General features: G+C 45.5%; 15 protein-coding genes. 10 read left to right on the top strand and 5 right to left on the bottom strand.

Annotation, left to right across the window (positions count from 1 at the left end; all coding sequences use genetic code 11):
• Nucleotide 1: 1 nt before the first annotated feature.
• The 4 genes from DN53_RS04565 (at nucleotide 2) to DN53_RS04550 (ending at nucleotide 4401) form a co-directional block, all read left to right on the top strand.
• A complete protein-coding gene (locus DN53_RS04565) occupies nucleotides 2–1243 on the top strand; it encodes an ABC transporter permease (RefSeq protein WP_129653202.1) in 1242 nt (413 codons plus the stop codon).
• 73 nt (nucleotides 1244–1316) lie between these two features.
• Entirely contained in the window at nucleotides 1317–2297 is a 981-nt protein-coding gene (locus DN53_RS04560) for a PLP-dependent cysteine synthase family protein (protein WP_129653201.1), read from the top strand.
• Between the two features lie 31 nt (nucleotides 2298–2328).
• Nucleotides 2329–3624 (top strand): M20/M25/M40 family metallo-hydrolase, encoded by a 1296-nt coding sequence (locus DN53_RS04555; protein WP_129653200.1) that lies wholly within the window; start codon nucleotides 2329–2331, stop codon nucleotides 3622–3624.
• A 3-nt stretch (nucleotides 3625–3627) separates the two neighbouring features.
• Nucleotides 3628–4401, top strand: coding sequence for an aldose 1-epimerase (locus DN53_RS04550; RefSeq protein WP_129653199.1), 774 nt, complete (start codon nucleotides 3628–3630; stop codon nucleotides 4399–4401).
• Between the two features lie 381 nt (nucleotides 4402–4782).
• Here DN53_RS04550 and DN53_RS04545 read toward each other — a convergent pair whose 3' ends face one another.
• The 4 genes from DN53_RS04545 to DN53_RS04530 form a co-directional block, all read right to left on the bottom strand.
• Nucleotides 4783–6144: an exonuclease domain-containing protein gene (locus tag DN53_RS04545; RefSeq protein ID WP_129653198.1), complete on the bottom strand. Its 1362-nt coding sequence runs from the start codon at nucleotides 6142–6144 to the stop codon at nucleotides 4783–4785.
• Between the two features lie 66 nt (nucleotides 6145–6210).
• The gene (locus tag DN53_RS04540) at nucleotides 6211–8622 is read right to left on the bottom strand and encodes an outer membrane beta-barrel protein (protein WP_129653197.1); all 2412 of its coding nucleotides are present in this window, start codon (nucleotides 8620–8622) and stop codon (nucleotides 6211–6213) included.
• A gap of 179 nt (nucleotides 8623–8801) precedes the next feature.
• Nucleotides 8802–9887, bottom strand: a complete 1086-nt coding sequence (locus DN53_RS04535) for a sensor histidine kinase (RefSeq protein WP_129653196.1) — start codon at nucleotides 9885–9887, stop codon at nucleotides 8802–8804.
• On the bottom strand, nucleotides 9884–10657 hold the full coding sequence (locus tag DN53_RS04530) for a LytR/AlgR family response regulator transcription factor (RefSeq protein WP_129653195.1): 774 nt from the start codon (nucleotides 10655–10657) through the stop codon (nucleotides 9884–9886). The genes DN53_RS04535 and DN53_RS04530 overlap by 4 nt, the downstream gene beginning before the upstream one ends.
• A 272-nt stretch (nucleotides 10658–10929) precedes the next feature.
• On the opposite strand from DN53_RS04530, the gene DN53_RS04525 reads away from it, so the two are divergent.
• Genes DN53_RS04525 through DN53_RS04510 form a run of 4 tightly spaced genes read left to right on the top strand, consistent with a single transcriptional unit; the run spans nucleotide 10930 to nucleotide 17408 of the window.
• Nucleotides 10930–13551, top strand: a complete 2622-nt coding sequence (locus DN53_RS04525) for a DUF5916 domain-containing protein (protein WP_129653194.1) — start codon at nucleotides 10930–10932, stop codon at nucleotides 13549–13551.
• A 28-nt stretch (nucleotides 13552–13579) separates the two neighbouring features.
• Complete coding sequence (locus DN53_RS04520) at nucleotides 13580–14923, top strand: hypothetical protein (protein WP_129653193.1); 1344 nt, start codon at nucleotides 13580–13582, stop codon at nucleotides 14921–14923.
• 11 nt (nucleotides 14924–14934) lie between these two features.
• Nucleotides 14935–15381, top strand: a complete 447-nt coding sequence (locus DN53_RS04515) for a YybH family protein (RefSeq protein ID WP_129653192.1) — start codon at nucleotides 14935–14937, stop codon at nucleotides 15379–15381.
• Nucleotides 15382–15422: 41 nt separating this feature from the next.
• Nucleotides 15423–17408, top strand: a complete 1986-nt coding sequence (locus tag DN53_RS04510) for a M13 family metallopeptidase (protein WP_165357276.1) — start codon at nucleotides 15423–15425, stop codon at nucleotides 17406–17408.
• A gap of 54 nt (nucleotides 17409–17462) precedes the next feature.
• Here the strand turns inward: DN53_RS04510 and DN53_RS04505 are convergent, their stop codons facing one another.
• Nucleotides 17463–18308: an AraC family transcriptional regulator gene (locus DN53_RS04505; RefSeq protein WP_129653190.1), complete on the bottom strand. Its 846-nt coding sequence runs from the start codon at nucleotides 18306–18308 to the stop codon at nucleotides 17463–17465.
• A 132-nt stretch (nucleotides 18309–18440) separates the two neighbouring features.
• Here DN53_RS04505 and DN53_RS04500 point away from each other — a divergent pair, with 132 nt between their 5' ends.
• Together DN53_RS04500 and DN53_RS04495 are read left to right on the top strand one after the other, a co-directional pair.
• A complete protein-coding gene (locus DN53_RS04500) occupies nucleotides 18441–19364 on the top strand; it encodes a dihydrodipicolinate synthase family protein (RefSeq protein WP_129653189.1) in 924 nt (307 codons plus the stop codon).
• Nucleotides 19364–20884, top strand: a complete 1521-nt coding sequence (locus DN53_RS04495) for an aldehyde dehydrogenase (NADP(+)) (protein ID WP_129653188.1) — start codon at nucleotides 19364–19366, stop codon at nucleotides 20882–20884. The genes DN53_RS04500 and DN53_RS04495 overlap by 1 nt, the downstream gene beginning before the upstream one ends.
• The last annotated feature ends 39 nt before the right edge of the window (nucleotides 20885–20923 follow it).

Genomic DNA, 20923 nt, shown 5'->3' with positions numbered 1-20923 from the left:
GTTGAATTTAGAATTGTTTATTACCAAGCGCCTGATCACAGGGAAAGAAGATAAAATTAGCATTTCTGCCCCTATAATAAAAATTGCCATTGCCGCAATTGCCATTGGCGTGGTCATGATGCTCATCGCTTTGGCTACTGGCGTTGGATTGAAACGCAAGATACGGGAAAAGGTGGCTGCATTCAATGGCCATATCCAAATTTCCAATTACGACAATAACATTTCCGAGGTTTCCCTCTCACCCATACCACTCCAGCAGGATTTTTATCCGGAGTTCAAGAATGTGGAAGGGGTACGGCATGTGCAGGCCGTGGCCACCAAGGGGGGCATTATCCGTACCGAGGATACTTTTGAGGGGATGCTGGCCAAAGGTGTGGGCAAGGATTACGATTGGTCAGTCTTTGCCGAATACATTGTGGATGGCAGATTACCCAATTTCACCGAAAAACTCAATGAAGAAGCCTTGGTTTCAAGAACTATGGCCAACCGACTGCAATTGAAAGTAGGAGACTCTTTCTTTTCTTTTTTCTTGAAGGATGGGGATGCCAATCAAGTACCCAACAACAGAAAGTTTGAGGTCGTTGGAATTTATGACAGCGGTTTTGAAGAGTTCGATGCCACCTACGTGTTTGTGGATATCAGACATATCCAACGCATGAACAAATGGGACGAGGACCAAGTGGGGAACTTTGAGGTTTTTCTGGATAATTTTGACCAACTGGAGGAAAAAAGCAATGAGATCTACGGTAAAACCGTTTCCAATTTGGATACCCAGAACATCAAGTCCAAGTACTATCGGATTTTTGAATGGATAGGATTGTTCGATTTTAATATCGCCCTGATCATTGGTATCATGGTCATAGTGGGTGGAATCAACATGATCACGGCCCTTTTGGTACTGATTTTGGAACGCACCCAAATGATTGGGATACTAAAAGCGTTGGGGACGGCCAACTGGAGCATCCGAAAAGTGTTCTTGTACAATGCCGCCTATTTGATCACCATTGGATTGTTGTGGGGCAATGTGATCGGATTGGGAGTTTTGTTCCTTCAGAACAAATACCGCATGTTCAAATTTCCTAATCCCGAAGAGTACTACATTGACTACATTCCCGTGTATTTGGATGCACCTATGGTGCTACTCTTGAATCTGGGCGTTATGGCATTGTGTCTGCTGATGTTATTGGTGCCCTCGTACATCATCACCAAGATTACCCCAGTAAAAGCCATCAAGTTCGAGTAAGGCCCCGCCTATTTTTGCAACTAAAAGATGCCAAGTATAGCGGATTATCCAAAAACCTATATTTGTATGGACTATGGATTATGCAAACAACATTCTCGAGACGATTGGAAACACTCCAATGGTGAAAATCAACACATTGGTATCAGAATTGCCTTGTTTGGTATTGGCCAAGTATGAGACTTTCAATCCCGGAAATTCGGTCAAGGACCGTATGGCTCTTCAAATGGTGGAGGATGCCGAGGCTGCGGGAATCCTGAAACCCGGCGGGACCATCATAGAAGGTACTTCTGGGAATACGGGAATGGGGTTGGCCCTGGCTGCAGTGGTAAAAGGGTACAAAATGATCTGTGTGATCAGTGACAAACAGTCCAAGGAAAAGATAGATATCCTCCAAGCCATGGGCAGCAAGGTGTATGTTTGCCCTACCGATGTAGCCCCTGACGATCCTCGAAGTTATTATTCCACAGCAAAACGCCTGTCTACTGAAATTCCCAATTCGTGGTATGTGAATCAATATGAGAATCCGAGCAATACCAAGGCCCATTATTTGACCACGGGACCTGAAATCTGGAAACAAACCGATGGCAAGATCACCCATTTTGTGGTGGGTGTGGGAACCGGAGGTACCATTTCGGGAGTTGGGAAATACCTCAAAGAGCAAAATCCCAATATCAAGGTTTGGGGAGTTGACACTTATGGTTCGGTGTTTAAAAAATACCATGAAACCGGCATTTTTGACGAGAACGAAATCTATCCGTACATAACGGAAGGGATAGGGGAGGATATCCTACCCAAGAATGTGGATTTTGACATCATTGATGGTTTCACAAAGGTGACGGACAAGGATGCCGCCATTTACACCCGCCGCTTGGCAAGGGAAGAAGGGATGTTCTTGGGAAATTCTGCTGGAGCGGCCATCAAAGGGGTATTGCAATTACAGGAACATTTTACCAAGGACGATGTGGTAGTGGTACTCTTCCATGATCATGGAAGTAGGTATGTAGGCAAAATGTTCAATGACGATTGGATGCGTGAAAAAGGGTTTATCGAGTAAAATTTGATAAATTCGGGCAAAACATCGTATTATGAGCCTCAAGCACTTGGCAACCTTCGTTGCCCTTATCGTAACATGTTCCATCACCGCACAAAAACTTTCCCGAACCGAAAAGAAAATCATCGCTTCCATTGAAAAGAACAATACGGAAGCCATTCAGTTTTTGGAGAAAGTCGTGAACATTAACAGTGGTACCTTGAATGCGGAAGGGGTCAAGGAAGTGGGCATGGTTTTCAAGGATGCCTTTGATGCCATCAATTTTAATACCCAATGGATAGAAATGCCCGATGATATGGACAGGGGCGGCCATCTATTTGCCGAAACCTCGGGCAAAAAGGGCAAAAAACTGCTCCTTATTGGGCATTTGGACACCGTTTTTGAGGAAGATAGTCCTTTTCAGACCTTTGAAATGGTGAACGATAGCATTGCCCATGCACCGGGCGGAAACGATATGAAAGGGGGCGATGTGATCATGCTGTATGCCCTCAAGGCGTTGCAGGAAAACGGACTGTTGAAAGATGCCCAAATCATTGCAGCCTTCACTGGGGATGAGGAAAGTACCGGAAAACCGCTGTCCATTAGCCGGAAGGATTTGATTGAAGCGGCCCAACGAAGTGATATTGCCCTTGGGTTTGAAACGTCCACAGGATTCAATAATGCCACCGTGGCCCGAAGGGGTGCTTCGGGATGGGCAGTGGAAGTAGAAGGGAAACGGGCCCATTCCTCCGGGATTTTCAATGAAGATGTAGGCGCTGGGGCCATTTTTGAAATCTCACGTATCCTGCATCAATTTTATACCGAGGTCAAAGGGGAGGACCTACTGACCTTCAACCCCGGAACCCTTTTGGGTGGAACCTTTGTCAATTTTGATGCGTCTACAAGTAAAGGGGATGTGTTTGGAAAGACCAATGTAGTAGCACAGAAAGCCATGGTCAGGGGTGGACTTCGTTTTATTTCGGAAGAACAGAAAGAACGCGCCCGGAACAAAATGCGCGAAATTGTGGGACAAAATCTGCCGCATACTTCGGCCACCATCAGTTTTACGGATAGTTACCCTGCCATGAAGCCCACCGAGGGCAATCTTCAATTGTTGAATACCCTAAACCAAGTTAGCCTTGATCTAAAGCAAGGTGAAGTATTGGCCTATGACCCGGGAAAACGCGGGGCGGCCGATGTGTCCTTCGTGGCGCAATATGTGGATTGCTTGGATGGTCTGGGCACCATGGGCACTGGGGCGCACACACCCGAGGAAACCGTTAACCTTAATACCATTGAGGCCTTGACCAAGCGTACCGCCATCCTTATTTACCGATTGATAAACCAATAATCCATGGTCCAGTTAAAAAGTAAAAATGCCACCGTTGGCATAGATGCAGGTGAGTTGGTAAGCTTTGTAGTGGACGGCCATGAGTTTATCCATCAAAAAGGAAGTCCGGGATGGCGAAACTCGGACACTGAAATGTTTCCGATCATTGGTCCTGTGAACGAGGCGGGTTACAGTGTTCAAGTACCAAAAGGCAATGCCGTTCAGGACCAGCACGGACTGCTTCGGGAGCTGGAATACCAACTGCTTTCCCAAACCGAAGACTCGGCAGCTTTTAGTAAGGATTATAAAGCCAACACTCCCGTAAAAAATTCCAAATACCCGGAAAAATCCCCCGAACCAAAACAGGTATGGCCCTATAGTTTTGGGTTTAAAAAATCCTTTTCATTGAAAGAGGACACCTTGGAAATTACCTTCACGATTTCCGGGGAAAAGGATATGCCTTTTATGCTGGGTTACCATCCTGCTTTTAAACTTCATACAAATTCCCCAATGATTCTTGCCAACGATAAGGAAATTTCATTGGATGACGTATTGGAGGTGGGCAACCGCGCCTTCCATGTGAAAGATTGTACTGCCATTACGCTTAAGGATGAAAAGAGTATCACAATGGAAACCGAAGGTTTTGGGCAGTTCATGTGCTGGACCGAAGTACGTAACATGCTTTGCATAGAGCCCATCACATTCTATCCGTATTCGGTAAACCAACAGAATATGCATCTGGGGTTTCAGTACTTAAAAGATACGGACGCTGTTTTTAAGGTCCGCATAAAGACTTGAGGTTACCTAGGTTGTCATTTCGAAATGAGACCCGATAGGGACGATTGAGAAATCTCTCTTCCATGCCAGATTTCTCCCAGCTCCTTCGCCAAACGCTCAGGACAGGGTTCGAAATGACGGTAAGGGTATTCAGGCTTATTCGTGTAATCCGTGTCGACCTACTATACTGCGATGCTGAAACCAGTTCAGCATGACGGTCGAGACAAAGATTTGATTTACATGGTCCTTGTTCCCACGTCACTTCGAAGGAGCTTGCGACCGAGAAATCTCTTTCCCATTTTTAGATTTCTCACTTTACCCTTCGACTGCGCTCAGGATGACCGTTCGAAATGACTAAGGGTATATTCGTGACAATTTGTGCAATTCGCGTCAACCAACCCCTTACAGGACAAAAGACTCCAACTTGGGCAATAAGGCCTCCACAATGCGTTGGGTTTCCAAAGTGTGTTTCTGTGGAATAATGTGTGCCTCAATATCCTCCAAAGAAGATACCTCCGTCTCTTGGTCAATAAAACCATACCCTTTGTATACCCCCTCTGCAATTAGGACTACGGCGCTTTCTTCAGGATTTCGGCCCTTTTCCTTAATGACCCTGATCTCAGATTCCAAGGATCTTGTTTCCCGAATGGCATTTTCTACCTTCTGGTTGTAATCATCGATGGATTCCTCACCCCGACATATTCCCTCACAACTGGTAATCTCATGGTGGGAACAGGCCGCTTGCGTTTGTTGCAGATGGCAATATTTGGGGCATAGCGCAAAATTTTTGCACATTTCATGTAAATAGGCCCTGCAATCGGTTTGGTTGTAAAAAATCTTTATAGGGTTGGGCACTCCTTTTAGGGTATTGTAGGCCAAATGGGTGATTCCGTTTCTATCCTCATACTGAAAAATGGCATATTGCCGTACCGTTCGCTTTTGGGCCCGGTTGTACACGGGAAACAACCGTTTGATTTCCGCCGATTCCATAAGCAATGCCACCAATTCACTCCCCGACAGTTTAAAATCAATATCGGCCGTTTCGCTGCAGAGTTGGATTTCCTTGGCGCTCTTGTCGTAAAAATGTCCGAGCACCCTTTTCTTTAAGTTGATGGCTTTACCTACATAAATGATCTCCCCATTTTGGTTTTTAAAGTAGTAGATGCCCGGTTGGGCCGGAATCCTATTAAAAACCGATTTGGGCAAGTGCGGTGGTAAAGTGGCCTCTTGGCTTCGGGCATTGAGAAACTTTTGGAACACCGGTTCCGCATTGGGGGTGTTCAACAATTTTTGGAACAATAGGGTGGTGGCATGGGCATCGCCCCGGGCGCGGTGTCGGTCCGTTAACGGAATTTGCACCGCCGAGCAGAGTTTTCCCAAGCTGTAGGACCGCAATCCGGGAATGAGTTTTCGGGACAAGCGAACGGTACACAGTTTTTTTCGGGTAAAATCCATTCCAATTTGCCGAAACTCTTCTTTGATCACCCCGTAATCAAAATTCACGGCATGGGCCACAAAGATGCAGTCTTGCGTCAGGGCCATAACCTTTTCGGCAATTTCAGGAAAGGTGGGGGCATTTTGCACCATTTGGTCATCAATTCCTGTAAGTCCGGTAATAAAATACGGGATGGGGCATTGCGGATTCACCAAGGAGGTGAATTCCTCCACAATCTGGGTGCCGTCAAACTTAAAAATGGAGATTTCGGTGATTTTGTTCCCCTTAATGCCATTCCCAGTGGTCTCTATGTCGATGATGGTATACAACTTCGCAAAAGTTCGAGCATTAAAGTTAGAACTTTTTTAAAGCAAACCCCAAGCGGAAATTTCGGGCTACCCTTCGTTTTGTTGTCGAGCTCGGTCCATTTCCTGTTGGATTTCGGACTGTCTTCTACGAACGGGCTGTACCGATTGTTTTCCAAATCGCCACGAAATGGAAAGCGTGGCATAGCGGGTATCCCGGTAGCTGGTGAAGGAATCGTCCAAATTGCCAAAAGCTGTTCTTCCGGTAGGATATTGATTCCAGAAAATATCGTTGATGTTGAACCGTAGGGTCATGGCATCCTTGAACAGGTTTTTTTGGAGCCCCACAGAATAGGACGAAATGGTCTCTGCTCGCGTAATGCTTCCATAGTGCGGGAAGAGATAAAACGCCCCGGCCTGCAATCGGTAGCCGTTCCCTAAGCCAAAACTATGGTTGGTGTTGAGGCTTACCACAGGATTGCTACGATCAAAATTGAACCCGTTGATTTCCCCATCAAAATCATTGATGGATGCGTTGAGGTTCCAATTGCTCTGCCACCAATTGCTGAACTGTATGGGAAGACTGGCCACAAAGGAATAGCTCTTGAGTCTATCGATGTTGATCGGACGCACAATGACGACCTCTTGGTCTCCATCACGAATGATGGCCATGGTCAAATGGTCTTCCGTGATGCCCACATTGAAGGCAAAGTAGTAACGCTGCTTAAAGGTATAATTGACCTCACTCACCCATGTGAACTGGGGTTGAAGATAGGGATTTCCCTCACGGTAGGTGTTGGTGTTCACAAAGGTTCGGAAGGGATTGAGCTGACCATAACCGGGGCGGTCAATACGCCTACCCGCCGATACACCCAAAGTATGCTTTTCGTTAAACGTATAGTTGTAGGAAGCTGTGGGAAACAGGTTCAAATAATCCATTGTATTGACCGTGTTGGTGGTGATCTGGTTGCCAATAACTGAGGTATTTTCGGCGCGTAGCCCCACTTGTGCATTCCATTTTTCACGGTTGATATTGTAGCTTACATAACCCGCGTAAATATCTTCATCATAGATGAAATGGTTGCTAAGGTTGGTGTTTGGGGTGGTGACCCCGTTGTTCTCGTTTACATAGGCCAGGTCATTGTCTGATTTCACCCAAGTGTTTTTCCAACCGGCTTCAAATCGGTCCCCATTTTTTAATGGGAGTTCATAATCCACAGTGATCCCAGTAAGGTTAAGGAAGCCATCCACGTCCCCCAAAAGAATGTCCTGCGCAGTGGTATTACTTTCAAAAAAGTCGAAATTGGACACAAACTTTTGGTCGGACCAATTGCTGTAACGGGCATGGTCAAAATTGAAATTGAGGACACTTTTGTTCCCAAAGTTGTGTCTGGCGTTGAGGTTGGCCGTAAACTGGTTCCATTCGGAGGCGATATCCGTAGCGGTATTCTCCTCCGAAATTAGATCCCAGTCCGTGTTGTACCCTAATACGTTGCTGGTGGAAATGTTTTTGGTATTATTGTTGAGTCCGGTGAACAAAACCCCGAGTGTGGTTTTCTCGCTTACTGTGTAGTCCAACCCTAACCTTCCGGTATGCGTTTTCAGGGGCAGTTCAAAATCATTTTGAAGGTCGTAATACCCTTGTGGCTGGTCCCCATCCAAAAATATCCGATCAATGACAATTTCTTGGTATTGATTGCGATCGGTATAGGAATATTGACCGTAGAGGTTCAATTTTTCAGTCCGATGGTTAAAGTCCATGGCGCTGTTCCAACGAAAATAACGTCCGTACCCCGGGCTTAGGGTAAGGCTTCCATTGGTGCCGTACAGTTTCCCTTTTTTGGTGACGATGTTGATGATTCCGGCGTTGCCCTGTGCCTCATAACGAACCGAGGGATTGGTAATAATCTCTATTTTCTCAATATTGGACGAAGGCAGGCTCCGCAACAAATTGGCCAGTTGTTCCCCTTGTAAACGGGTATCCTTGCCATCCATATAGATTCGCACTCCGGTACGGCCACTGAGGGAGATGACATCATCTTGATCTATGATGACCCCTGGTGCTTTTTCCAACAACTCCATGGTGGAGTTTCCCGTGTTCACGATACTGTTCTCGATGTTGAGTACCAGCTTGTCCTGTTCTTTTTGGATAAAGGGTTTTTGACCTACCACGGCAACTTCTTCAAGCGCTTGGGTCTGGTCTTCCAAAGTGATGTTCCCCAAATTGGTGTTGGACAGATCAGTTACGGTTTTGGTCTGAAAACCTACGTAGGAAATGGATAAATAACTGTTCTGTGGTTGGCGTATATCGATGTTGAACAACCCGTCCATATCGGTGATGGCACCTTTTAACAAGGTGGAATCAGACTTGCTCATGGCCACTACATTGGCAAAGGCAATGGCGCCATTATTGGAATCCACTATTTTTCCCTTGAACGAAGTTTGTGCAAATGCTTGCCCTACGACTGCAAGAAATAGCAGTACCCCTATTTTTTTAACCATACTTCAGTAGCTATAAGAACTAAAGCCAACTATTTAAGTTGGCTTTAGCATAAATCATCAAACAAAACCATTGTTTTGAAAACTGTTGCTAAACTCGGATTTTCTAAACGTAATTGGATAAAATAGAATCTGTTGCATAGATATTTGATGTGAATCCCCAAAAAAATGCATTGAACGTTCTATGCCATGGGAATGGTGATCACCGTCTTTACTCCGTGGGACATATTTTCAAAATAAAAATCGGATTTTCCGTGGTACAGTGCCTGTAGCCGTTCCTTGATGTTGATGATACCGATACCACTGTTGGAGTAGATGGGATATTTGGGGATTTTTTTTCCGTTGTTTTCCACGGACAACAAAATGGAGCCTTCCTTTTCCTGAATGGACAGGTGTATGTTCAATTTTTTGTTTTCCTGTGAGAATCCATGCTTGATGGAATTTTCGATGATAGGCTGTATCAACAGTCGGGGAATCTGTTTATGCAGAATGGACTCCTCAACCTCCTGTGTGATGACCAGGTCCTCTTGAAAACGCTGCTTTAAAATATTGGTGTAGTACTCCAGGATTTCCAGTTCTTCGCGAATGGTGATGAAATTTTTGTCATCGATACTCAGGAACTTTCGTAATAGAAAACTGATATCGGCCACCATGTCCTGGGCAGTATCCGGATTTTTTGGGATAAGGCTGGAAATACTGTTCAGGGTATTGAACAGAAAGTGGGGATTGAGCTGACTTTCCAAGGTTTTGAGCTTGAACTTGATCAGACTGTTCTCCAGAACCTTGTTTCGTATCTCCTGATTTTTTACCTGTTGCAGATAGAAATAGGCATAGATGATCAAGATCATGGAACTGTAAAGCAAGATATTGGTGGTCACATTGAACAAAAAGGTATGGGTGACCTTTTCAAAAAAGCCAAGTTCAATGGTTATCAGTTCGTAAGTGAGCAACAAAGGTGAGATAAACCCAACAAGGTAACTTTGTAAAATACTCAACACAATGTGCAATGGGATGATCTTTGTCCAAGACACCCGTTTCATCAGAAGGTATTTGGTGAGCAAGGAAACGGAGCACATAAAAAGGATTACAAAGGCCCAATCAACAACACTGACCAAAACCAGCCCGGTAAAATCGTTGGTGACCCGTCTTGGGCCACTGTACAAAAAGTAAAAGCTCCGCATAAAATCCACAAGGGCAATAAAAGTGTAAAAGGCCACCAAATAGATGATCAAAGGCCTTTCCCCGTATTTCTTCAAAAGCTTCTTCATGGTGCCAACCCCAATTTTTTTAGAAAATCCTTTTTATAGGATTTACTGATCCGGAACAGTTCCTGATCTTGCATCCGAACATCCATTTCATTGTAATCCGAATGCACCAACTCCAACATATGGTCCACATTGATGATCGTAGATCGGTGGATCCGTACAAAATTGGAAGTGTTCAACTGTACCATTAGGTTCTTGAGCGAATCCCTAACCGTATATTTCTTCTCAATGCTGTGGATATCCGAATAATAGCTGGAAGCACAGATATATTTGATGCGGTCCTTGTTCAAAAAAACCGTTCGGTTGTTCTCGCGAATGGGAAACCGTGAAGCCATGGTGTTTGGCGGGTTTCCAAGATTTCCTTGGATATCCAACAAAAATTGCTTCATGTCGGTCCCGTAGTTGTTGAGTTTCATTCGTTCCTCTATACGGTCCAAGGTTTCAAAAAAGCGGTGGTTTTTGAAGGGCTTTAGCAGAAAATCCAACGCATAGTTGTTAAAGGCCTGGATGGCATAACTATCATAAGCGGTGATAAAAACAATAAGCGGGATGCTCTGGAGGGAAAGGCTTTGGAGTACATCAAAACCGGTAAGATCTTTCAGTTCCACATCCAAAAAAAGCACGTCGGGGGCCAGAGTGTTGATCTGTTCAATGGCTTCTTCCCCATTGGCGCATTCTGCCTCAATCAGGAATTCCTTCCTTGTGCCCAACAATTCGACAATCCGTTTACGGGCCAACAATTCGTCATCTACAATGATTACCCTATATGCCATCGATGCAATTTAGGCGAAAATAGGAAACAATTGGGGTACGAAAACTGAAAATTGGCCTTTCCATTTCAGGATAAGGGCATTTCAAATCAGATACTTGTGTATTCATATCAAAATAACAGACACCCAATTCTTTTTGGAAAGTTGGAAGGGGGCATCAGTTAAATTTAGCCGGAAATGTCAATCAAATCAATCAAAAAGCGACAGTCATCACCTATATCAAAAACAATCCATAAGGATTGAAGTCAATGCGGGCTGGTGCGTAAAACAATCACATGGGAAAGATTTTTTTGTGGCCAGCTCTTTTGCTGGCCTCTATCCAGGTCTTGGAAGCCCAGATCATTGAAAAAAAGAAATATACCACCATGGCCATTGAAGATGGAAGAACACCGGTTATAGATGGGACCATGGATGACCCTGTTTGGGATCTTGTGGGGTGGGGCGGTGATTTTATCGAGGTGAGACCTGATGAAAATACCCCACCTAGCTTTCAAACCAAGTTTAAGATCATTTACGATGCCAAATACATTTATTTCGGCATACGGGCCTTTGATGCGGCGCCGGACAGTATTGTTCGGCGCATGGGCCGTAGGGATACCTTTGATGGCGATTGGGTGGAAGTGGAGATTGACAGTTATCATGATCTTAGAACTGCATTTTCCTTTACGGCAACCGTGGCTGGGGTACGGGGGGATGAATTTATCTCTAACAACGGGGAAGATTGGGACAGCAGTTGGAACCCCATTTGGGTAACTAAAACCCGGATAGATGATGAGGGTTGGACTGCCGAAATACGAATTCCATTGAGCCAACTGCGGTTTAATGCAGATAAGGAGCAGGTTTGGGGGCTCCAGGTTTTACGGCGTTATTTCAGAAATGAGGAGCGCTCCGTTTGGCAACGCATTCCCCAAGATGCCCCGGGCTGGGTGAGTGAGTTTGGGGAGCTCCATGGATTAAAAAACCTTACCCCTCAAAATCAGTTGGAAATACAGCCTTTTACGGTAACGCAGCTAAAAACCTATGAAAAGGAAGAGGGAAATCCCTTTAGGGATGGCAACGATTTTAAATTGAACGGGGGAGTGGATGCCAAGATTGGGGTGACCAACGACCTTACGTTGGATTTGACCGTGAACCCTGATTTTGGACAAGTGGAGGCAGACCCATCGGCCATTGCCTTGGATGGGTTTCAGATATTTTTTCAGGAACGGCGCCCTTTCTTCGTGGAGAACAAGAACATTTTTGATTACAGATTTTCACATGCCTCGGACAATCTATTTTATTCGAGGCGTATAGGAAGGACCCCACAAGGGTACCCCAATGTTACTGGTGACCAGTATGTGGACCGACCGGGAAACACCACCATCCTGGGTGCGGCCAAATTTTCGGGAAAGACCAAGGAAGGATGGTCCATAGGGGTTATGGAGAGCTTAACGGCCAAGGAATATGCCAAAATCGATACGAATGGGGAGCGAAGCGAGGAATTGGTGGAACCACTCACCAATTATTTTGTGGGTCGATTGCAAAAAGACTTTAACAACAACAATTCGTACATAGGGGGTATTGTCACCGCCACCAATAGGTTTGATGTCCCCGACCAACTCAATTTTTTGCATACCGACGCCTATTCGGGTGGGTTGGACTTTAAACACCAATGGAACAATCGTAACTACTACCTCATGGGCTATTCCATTTTTAGTAAGGTAAAGGGGAGCGGGGAGGCTATTGCCGCGACCCAAAATACCTTGACCCATTTGTTCCAACGTACCGATGCGGGTCATGTGGAGGTGGATTCCACCCGAACCTCCTTGGCGGGAACCGGTGGGAAATTGGAGTATGGAAAAGTGGGCGGGGGCAATTTGCGCTATACCATTGGCGCTTTCTGGAAATCTCCGGAGCTCGAGATCAACGATATTGGATTTTTGCGTCAGACCGATGAGTTCCGACAATACAATACGGTGGCCTACGAATCTACCCGTCAGATGGGAAAGTTTAGGAGAGTTGGGGCCAATTTTAATTACTTCAACAGTTTTGATTTTGAGGGGAACCGCAATCGCATGCAATACCAATTTGGGGCCGATGGCACTTTTTTGAATAACTGGGGCTTTGATGTGGGTGGGGGCCATATTCCCATCAATTATCGTACGGCGCATTTGCAGGGTGGTCCACGATTCAAGCTCTCACGGGAAAATTTTGTCTGGTTCATTGCCAATACCGATTTGCGAAAAAAACTACGGTTTAGTACCGATATGCTCTATTCGGAAGGCAAGCAAGGTCACTTTACCATTTTTGAATTTACGGGCGGGATTACCTATCAGCCCTCCAATGCGTTGAGCGTATCCTTTAGTCCACAGTATGCCAGATACCCCCATAAGACCCAGTATGTCACGGAAACCCAATTCAATGGGATGCCCAGATACATTACTTCGGAAATAGACAATAAAACATTGAGCGCGGCCATTCGGGTGAATTACACCATAAATCCCAACCTCACCATTCAATATTATGGGCAACCTTTTATAGCAAGGGGGCGGTATTCCCATTTCAATTACATTACCAATCCGGTGGCTGAAAGCCTTTTTGATCGCTATCAATTGCTGGAAGAGGGACAGATAACCAAGCAGTCGGATACGGGAATGTATGTGGTGGATGAAAATTTGGACGGCACTGTGGATTACCGTTTCGATGACCCTGATTTTTCCTTGGTGGAGTTTCGGTCCAACTTGGTGATACGTTGGGAGTATATCCCGGGATCGGAACTGTTTTTGGTCTGGTCCCAGGGGATATCCAACTTCATGGACCCATCAGAGAGTTTGACCCGCGGATTGGAATCGGGCATTTTTGGGCAAAAACCGGAGAACATTTTCTTGATGAAACTCACTTATCGATTGGCTTTATGATCATATCAAACCATAAAAAGGGAACTGAATGAAAAAGGCAACAAACCTAATCTTGGCAGTATTGATGCTATTGAGTTTTGGGCTGAAGGTAACTGCTCAACACACCCAATATGCCATGGGTATTGTATTTAGGGAAACCCCTTTTGCCGATATCAGAGGAACCAAAAAGATGGAGAAGCATGATGTGGACAACAAAAAACATTTTGAATTGGATTATGATGAAGAGGGAAGGTTGGTAGAGTGTCGCTATGTGCTCAATGGTAAACTGGTTCCATTTTCGGACCGATTTGTACGGGCACCCAAAATCAAAATTGACTATCAAGAAAATGAGGAAATTCGAACATTTTACAACGAGTTTGGTCACCGAACCTTGGTTTCAGGAAATGTGTACGAAACAAGGTTTGCCCTGAATGAGGAAGGGAAGAGAATTGGCCTGGCTTTCTACAATATTGCAGGGGACATCATTGAAAACGATTTCGGCATTGCCAAATATGTTTGGGAGACCCAATCCGATGGCGATGTGATGGAATGGCGCTATAATATCAGGGATGAGGTAGTGCGAAACCGCCCAGAGTTCCAATACTTTGTGACCCTGTTCTCCTATAATACACATGGTCTACTGGCCCAAATGACCAATTTTGGAAAAGAAGGCAAGACCCCCACGCCCGATGAGGCAAATGTGGTCACTACCAAAGTTGGATACAATGCCCACGGACAACTTACGGAATGGTCCAACTACGATGGGGATGGTAGATTAACACGGGCTATGACCAATATTGCCAAAATAGTCTATATCCCTTCCGATTTTTTTTCGGAACAGGAAGCCACTTTTATTGATGAAAACAATGAACCACAACTTACCAATTGGGGAGTGCACAAAGTGGTATATCGTTTTGATGAACATGGCAATGAAGTGGAACGGACTTTTCGTGATACGGAAGATAGACCAAGTAATTCCAACAGTGGTATTGGCATTATCAAAACCACTTATGATGCGGATGGGAGGTTTTTGGCCACAAGGTCTTTCTTTGACAAAGAAGGAAACCTCATAGGACTCGGCGCGAATAAGATTCACGAATATAAGACCCAATTTGATTCCAAAGGGCGACCTGTCCGTGGCTTTTATCATAATCTAGAAGGCAAAATGGTCAATGGGTCGGGCGGTTATGCCATGGAAGAAAACCATTTTGATCAAGAAGGAAGGTTGGTGGAGCGTAGCTATTTGGATGCCGATGAAAACCCGGTCAACAATACTCAAATAGGAGTTCATAGATTTGAATATCGATATAAAAATGGAACCGATTTGGAGGCGGTCAATACGTATTCCGTAAACGGGAAAAAGGCCCAGCCCAATTGGAACCCAAACCACTAAAATTTGAAGTGATGAAAATAGTCAACGTATGCAGTGTTTTGGTCCTAGTACTGCTTATGGCATGTGGCCAGACCCAAGAGCCACTTCCCCAAGTTTTGGAGACGTGGAAACAACAAATAGCCGATACCGAAGCTGCCTTCGCCAAAATGGCCAAGGAAGAAGGCATGAACAAGGCCTTTGTGGCCTACGCCGCCGAAGATGCGGTTCTCATGAGAAATAATCAACTCATTGAGAGCAAGCAGGGTATTGCCGATTTTATGCAGAACCAAACCTCCAAAGGACTGGCTTGGAAACCCGAATTTATCGAAGTCTCCAAATCCGGGGACCTGGGCTACACCTTTGGGTATTATACATTTTCCTATGAGGATGCCGAAGGCAATCCAGCTGAGGCCAAAGGGGTGTTTCATACCGTTTGGAAGCGCCAAGAGGATGGCTCATGGAAATTTGTTTGGGATTGACATCGGAAAGAAAGCATAGCAACAACTCAAAAAACGAACATATGAAAAACAGGATGATGGCAGTTTTGGCTTTAACGGCCACAACCATGGCCTTTGCACAGGGGAAACAACAGCTCCAAGACGACTTCTACACCTACGTGAACCACCAATGGTTGGACAGCACGGAAATTCCAGCGGCCTATGGCTCTTGGGGCAGCTTTCATGAGGTCTATTTTGAAAATCAGGACCGAATCAAAGGGATTTTTAAAGAGCTTACAGAGAGCAATACGTCCTATGAAAAGGGGTCAACGGAGCAAATGGTGACCGATTTCTATGCCAGCTGTATGGATACGGTACGATTGGAGAATTTGGGGTTGAACCCCCTTAAAGCGTACTTGGACAAAGTGGAACAAATCACCACCAAAGAGGATTATTTAGCACTGACCGCACAGCTATATACCAAAGGTATTCAGGCACCCATTGGCACCTACACCGTTCTGGATGCCAAGAACAGTTCCGTGTATGCCCTTTACCTGAGTCAGTCTGGCTTGAGTCTGGGCAATAGGGCGTACTACTTGGAAGACAATCCTCAGTATCAGGAGTTTCGGGACAAATACCTGGAATTGATGACGGATATCTTCAAAATGCTGCAATTACACCAAGGCAAGGAACGGGAAGCGGCCCAAAAAATCTTCGAAATGGAAACCCGGATGGCCCAAATCCATAGAAGTCCGGTCCAACTTCGGGATTCGGAAAGGAACTATAACAAAAAGACCATGGCCGAGCTCAACCAGCTTACCTTCAATGTGGATTGGCCTAAGTATTTTAAGGATTTGGGGTTGAAGAAGGAAGTGGATTATGTCATCGTGAACCAACCCGAGTTTTTAGCCATGTTCGACCGGATGTTGGATGATTTTTCCATTGCGGATTGGAAAACGTATATGCAATGGAAGGTGATTCGGGGAACAACCCCCATGTTGAACAATGCCATCCGAGATCGAAGCTTTGCTTTTTACCAAACCACATTGAATGGGGTGGAGGAAGAGTTTCCACGTTGGCAACTGGCACAGAACTCTACAGACATAAATTTGGGTCAACCCTTGGGCAAACTTTTCGTGGAAAAATACTTTCCAAAGCGGAACAAGGACAAAATGATCGGACTCATTGATAATTTGAAGCAAGCGTTCCATCAGCGGATAAACCGATATACGTGGATGACCGAAGAGACCAAGATCCAGGCCCGCCATAAACTGGATAAAATGGGGGTGAAAATAGGATATCCTGATGAATGGTTGGATTATACTGCGGTGGACATCAAGGCCGATGATTACTTTGGCAACGTAATCCGATTGAGGGAGCATGACTATTTAAGGCAATTGAACCGTTTGGGGGATGAGGTTGACCCCAATGCATGGGGCATGACCCCACCCACGGTCAATGCGTATTTTTCTGCCTATCGGAATGAAATTGTCTTTCCTGCAGGGATTCTTAACCCGCCATTTTTTGATTATGAAGCCGATGATGCTACCAATTATGGCTCAGCAGGGGTTATCATTGGCCATGAGATTACCCATGGATTTGATGACAATGGCAGCCTGTACGATGCCGATGGAAACCTGAAATCTTGGTGGACTCCAGAGGATAGGGAACGGTTTGAGGCAAGGGCCAAGAAGATAGAAGAGCAATACGATGCCTACGTGGTGTTGGATTCCATCCACGTGAACGGCAAGCTCACCTTGGGTGAGAATATTGGCGACTTGGGAGGCTTGGCCATTGCCTTTGAAGCCATGAAGATCAATCAGGCCGAAAAAGGCGCCCAAGTCATCAATGGACTAACGGATGAGCAGCGATTTTTTCTTGCCTATGCCAAAATGTGGAGAGGTAAGTATCGGGATAAGTCCTTGGAAAACTTAGTGAAAACAGATACGCATTCCCCTGGTTTTTACCGGGCCAACGGGGCGCTCTCCAATTTCGAGGAATTCATCAAAGCTTTTGATATTCCCAAAGGCAGCAAAATGCGGCGTGAGGAAATCATAACTATTTGGTAGGGTTGTTATTTATGTTCATGAAAAGGACCCGACCATTTTGGTTTGGGTCCTTTTCTATTGAAATTGGGCCCTGTATTGGGTGGGAGTGCAGCCTTTCAGTTCTTTGAATTTTCTATTGAAATTGGCCAAGTTGCTAAACCCACACTGTTCAGAAACCAAAGAAATGGGGACTTCGGGTTGCCCGATGATACGTTTGCTGGCATTCTCTATCCGTATTTCAATCAAAAATTGAAAGAAAGTCTTGTTGGTACGCTTTTTAAAATACTTGCAAAAGGCATTCTTGCTCATGTGGGCCTTTTCCGAAATGTCTTGGAGGGTGATGTGTTCATGGTAGTGTTCCATGACGTGATCGAATACCTTGTTCATGCGTTTTCCCTCATCGTCCGAAAAAGCCTTGTTGTACACAAATGACGAAAGAGGTTGGGTATGGGACTTTGTTATCTGACTAATGATCATAAGTAGGGAGGCAATCCGTTCCATTTTGTTCTGTTGCCGTAACTGCTTAAAAAGAGCAATGCTATTTTCTTTTGGGGAGACCACTTTCATTCCGTAGACCGATTGTTGAAAGAAAAGGTGGGTGGCGGAAAGGTCCGGAAGGTCAAAAAAATCCTTTCCAAAAGAACCTCGGTTGAAAAAAAGCGTGCGCATGACTGATGTATTCGTGGTATGGGTGTCACTGCGGAAAACATGGGGAACGTAACTCCCAATGACCAAGATGTCGTTGGCCTTGTATTCGTTGATGGAATCCCCAACAATGAGGGTGCCTTCTCCCTTTTCAATATAGCTTATCTGGATCTCTGCATGTTGGTGGAGTTGGTCATAAAACACCTTTTCCCGATCTTCTTGGTAGACCAAGGCTTCATCTTTGGGTTTGGGTATTTTAAAAGGAAGTACTTTCATAAGAATGATACAAAAATCATCATAAAATACATATAAAATATTTTTATAGGATAATATAATATTGGAATTGGATAATTTTCAGACCGAGGATTGGGCCTGTCTCTTCTAAATTTGTGATTAAAACATATCGTTATGCTACAATGGAAAGGCGTAATGCCGGCAGTTACCACAAAGTTCACCGCCAATGACCAATTGGATCTTGACATGTTCGAAAAGAATATCAAGGCACAGATGGAGGCAGGGGTCCACGGAATCATCTTGGGAGGTACCTTAGGGGAAGCCAGTACCCTTGGACCAGATGAGAAAGAAACCCTGATCAAGACCTCTCTGGCCATAGCGAACGGAAAAATACCTGTGGTCATGAACGTGGCGGAGCAAAGCACCAAGGATGCCATAGCCATGGCGCAACAAGCAGAAAAAGCCGGTGCAGACGGACTCATGGTGTTACCTCCCATGAGGTACAGGGCCACCGATTTTGAAACGGTGACCTATTTCAAGGCCATTGCCAACAATACTTCGTTGCCCATAATGCTCTACAACAACCCTGTGGATTATAAAATTGAGGTAACTTTGGATATGTTGGAAGATTTGCTGGAATGCAGCAATATCCAAGCGATAAAGGAATCAACAAGGGATATTACCAATATCATCCGATTGCAGAACCGCTTTGGGGACCGCGTAAAAGTGTTCACGGGAGTGGATACGTTGGGTCTGGAAAGTCTGGCTATAGGGGCCGATGGCTGGGTGGCCGGTCTGGTCTGTGCCTTTCCAGCTGAAACGGTAGCCATTTACGAATTGGTAAAGGCGGGAAGAATCAACGAGGCACTTGAAATTTATAGATGGTTTATGCCCTTGCTGGAACTGGACATCAGTCCGCAATTGGTACAGAATATTAAATTGGCCGAGGTGGCCACGGGCATAGGGACGGAGAATGTGAGGCTCCCCAGACTACCTTTGCAGGGTGGGGAAAGGCAGCGGGTGTTGAAAATCATTGAAACAGGCTTAAAGAATAGACCGGTATTGCCCGATTATAAAAATCTCAGTAGCAACGCATAATGATTACAGGCAAAAACTACATTGGAAACAACTTGAGTGGGAAAGGGGATGTGAAATTCACGACCTTGAACCCAAAATTGAATACGGAAAATCCTTCAACTTTTGTGGAAGCCACCACTGAGGAAGTGGATATGGCCGCTGAATTGGCTTGGAACGCTTTCAAGACCTACAGAAAGATTCCAGGAAAACAACGGGCGGCGTTCTTGAATGCCATTGCGGATCATATTTTGGAGTTGGATGAAGAATTGGTGGAAAGATATACCTCCGAAACCGGACTTCCCGAAGGAAGAGCCAAAGGTGAGCGTGGACGCACCGTTTTTCAGTTAAGGTCTTTTGCCGAGTTGGTGGCCCAGGACGATTGGCGGGAAAATACATTTGATGCGGCCGAGCCGGACCGAAAGCCCATTCCCAAAGTGGATTTAAGAAAAACCTTGATCCCCATGGGGCCTGTGGCCGTATTTGGGGCGAGCAACTTTCCGTTGGCCTATTCCACGGCAGGAGGGGACACCGCAAGTGCCTTGGCAGCTGGTTGCCCGGTAATCGTAAAGTCGCATCCCATGCATGCGGGCACCTCGGAATTGGTGGCTTCGGCCATTGTCAAGGCGGCCCAAGAGACTGGAATGCCCAATGGGGTATTTTCCTGTGTCAACGGAGGTGTGGACGTAGGCGTGAACTTGGTCAATCATCCCAAGGTAAAGGCAGTAGGGTTTACCGGAAGTATCAATGGAGGTCGGGCACTGTTCAATTTGGCATCCCAGCGAGAGGAACCCATCCCAGTATTTGCGGAAATGGGGAGTATCAACCCCGTGGTCATCACCCCCAAGGCCATTTCCCGAAGGGCCGATGAAATCGCCCAAACCTATGCGGATTCCATTACATTGGGAACAGGGCAGTTTTGTACCAATCCGGGATTATTGCTGACCATCAAGGACGCCAATACACAAAACTTTGTCGAAACATTGGCTGAAAAGACCGTGGCCATTTCACCACAGTGCATGTTGCACCCCAATATAAAAAGGGGGTACGAGAAAAATGGCGAGGAGGTGACATCGCAAAAAGGTGTGGAAAGTATGGCCAAAAGAAGTGAAGATGTACAGGTCAATGATGCCCCAGCGGAAGTTGCCACGGTTTCAGGGGCCGATTTTTTGAACAACCCCAAAATGCACAAAGAGGTTTTTGGACCTTTTTCATTGGTGGTACAGTGCAAGGATGAGGAAGAACTCCTTCAGGTCATCGAAAACTTGGAAGGCCAGTTGACCGGAACCTTGATTGCGGAAAAAGATGATGATTTGGATTTGGCTACCTTGGTCGATGTGCTCCAAAATAGGGTAGGCCGCATCATTTACAACGGTGTTCCCACTGGGGTCGAGGTGTGTCCGTCCATGCAACATGGTGGACCCTATCCGGCATCCACGGATTCGAGGTTCACTGCAGTGGGCGTCCATTCCATCAAAAGATGGGCAAGGCCGATCAGTTACCAATCCTTCCCAGAAGAATTGTTGCCCAATTACTTGAAGTAAGGTTGTATTTTTAAACACGATATAATTTAGTTGTAGAAC

Origin of the sequence: Flagellimonas olearia, from assembly GCF_004150225.1 — a bacterium.
Taxonomy (GTDB): Bacteria; Bacteroidota; Bacteroidia; order Flavobacteriales; family Flavobacteriaceae; genus Flagellimonas; species Flagellimonas olearia.
Note: the sequence above shows the minus strand (reverse complement) of the source record. Positions and strands in the feature narration are given on the sequence as shown.

Coding starts and splice junctions, on each gene's coding strand:
- DN53_RS04560 (WP_129653201.1), top strand. CDS start 1,317: ATGGATTATGCAAACAACATTCTCGAGACGATTGGAAACACTCCAATG.
- DN53_RS04555 (WP_129653200.1), top strand. CDS start 2,329: ATGAGCCTCAAGCACTTGGCAACCTTCGTTGCCCTTATCGTAACATGT.
- DN53_RS04550 (WP_129653199.1), top strand. CDS start 3,628: ATGGTCCAGTTAAAAAGTAAAAATGCCACCGTTGGCATAGATGCAGGT.
- DN53_RS04540 (WP_129653197.1), bottom strand. CDS start 8,622: ATGGTTAAAAAAATAGGGGTACTGCTATTTCTTGCAGTCGTAGGGCAA.
- DN53_RS04535 (WP_129653196.1), bottom strand. CDS start 9,887: ATGAAGAAGCTTTTGAAGAAATACGGGGAAAGGCCTTTGATCATCTAT.
- DN53_RS04530 (WP_129653195.1), bottom strand. CDS start 10,657: ATGGCATATAGGGTAATCATTGTAGATGACGAATTGTTGGCCCGTAAA.
- DN53_RS04525 (WP_129653194.1), top strand. CDS start 10,930: ATGGGAAAGATTTTTTTGTGGCCAGCTCTTTTGCTGGCCTCTATCCAG.
- DN53_RS04520 (WP_129653193.1), top strand. CDS start 13,580: ATGAAAAAGGCAACAAACCTAATCTTGGCAGTATTGATGCTATTGAGT.
- DN53_RS04515 (WP_129653192.1), top strand. CDS start 14,935: ATGAAAATAGTCAACGTATGCAGTGTTTTGGTCCTAGTACTGCTTATG.
- DN53_RS04510 (WP_165357276.1), top strand. CDS start 15,423: ATGAAAAACAGGATGATGGCAGTTTTGGCTTTAACGGCCACAACCATG.
- DN53_RS04505 (WP_129653190.1), bottom strand. CDS start 18,308: ATGAAAGTACTTCCTTTTAAAATACCCAAACCCAAAGATGAAGCCTTG.
- DN53_RS04500 (WP_129653189.1), top strand. CDS start 18,441: ATGCTACAATGGAAAGGCGTAATGCCGGCAGTTACCACAAAGTTCACC.
- DN53_RS04495 (WP_129653188.1), top strand. CDS start 19,364: ATGATTACAGGCAAAAACTACATTGGAAACAACTTGAGTGGGAAAGGG.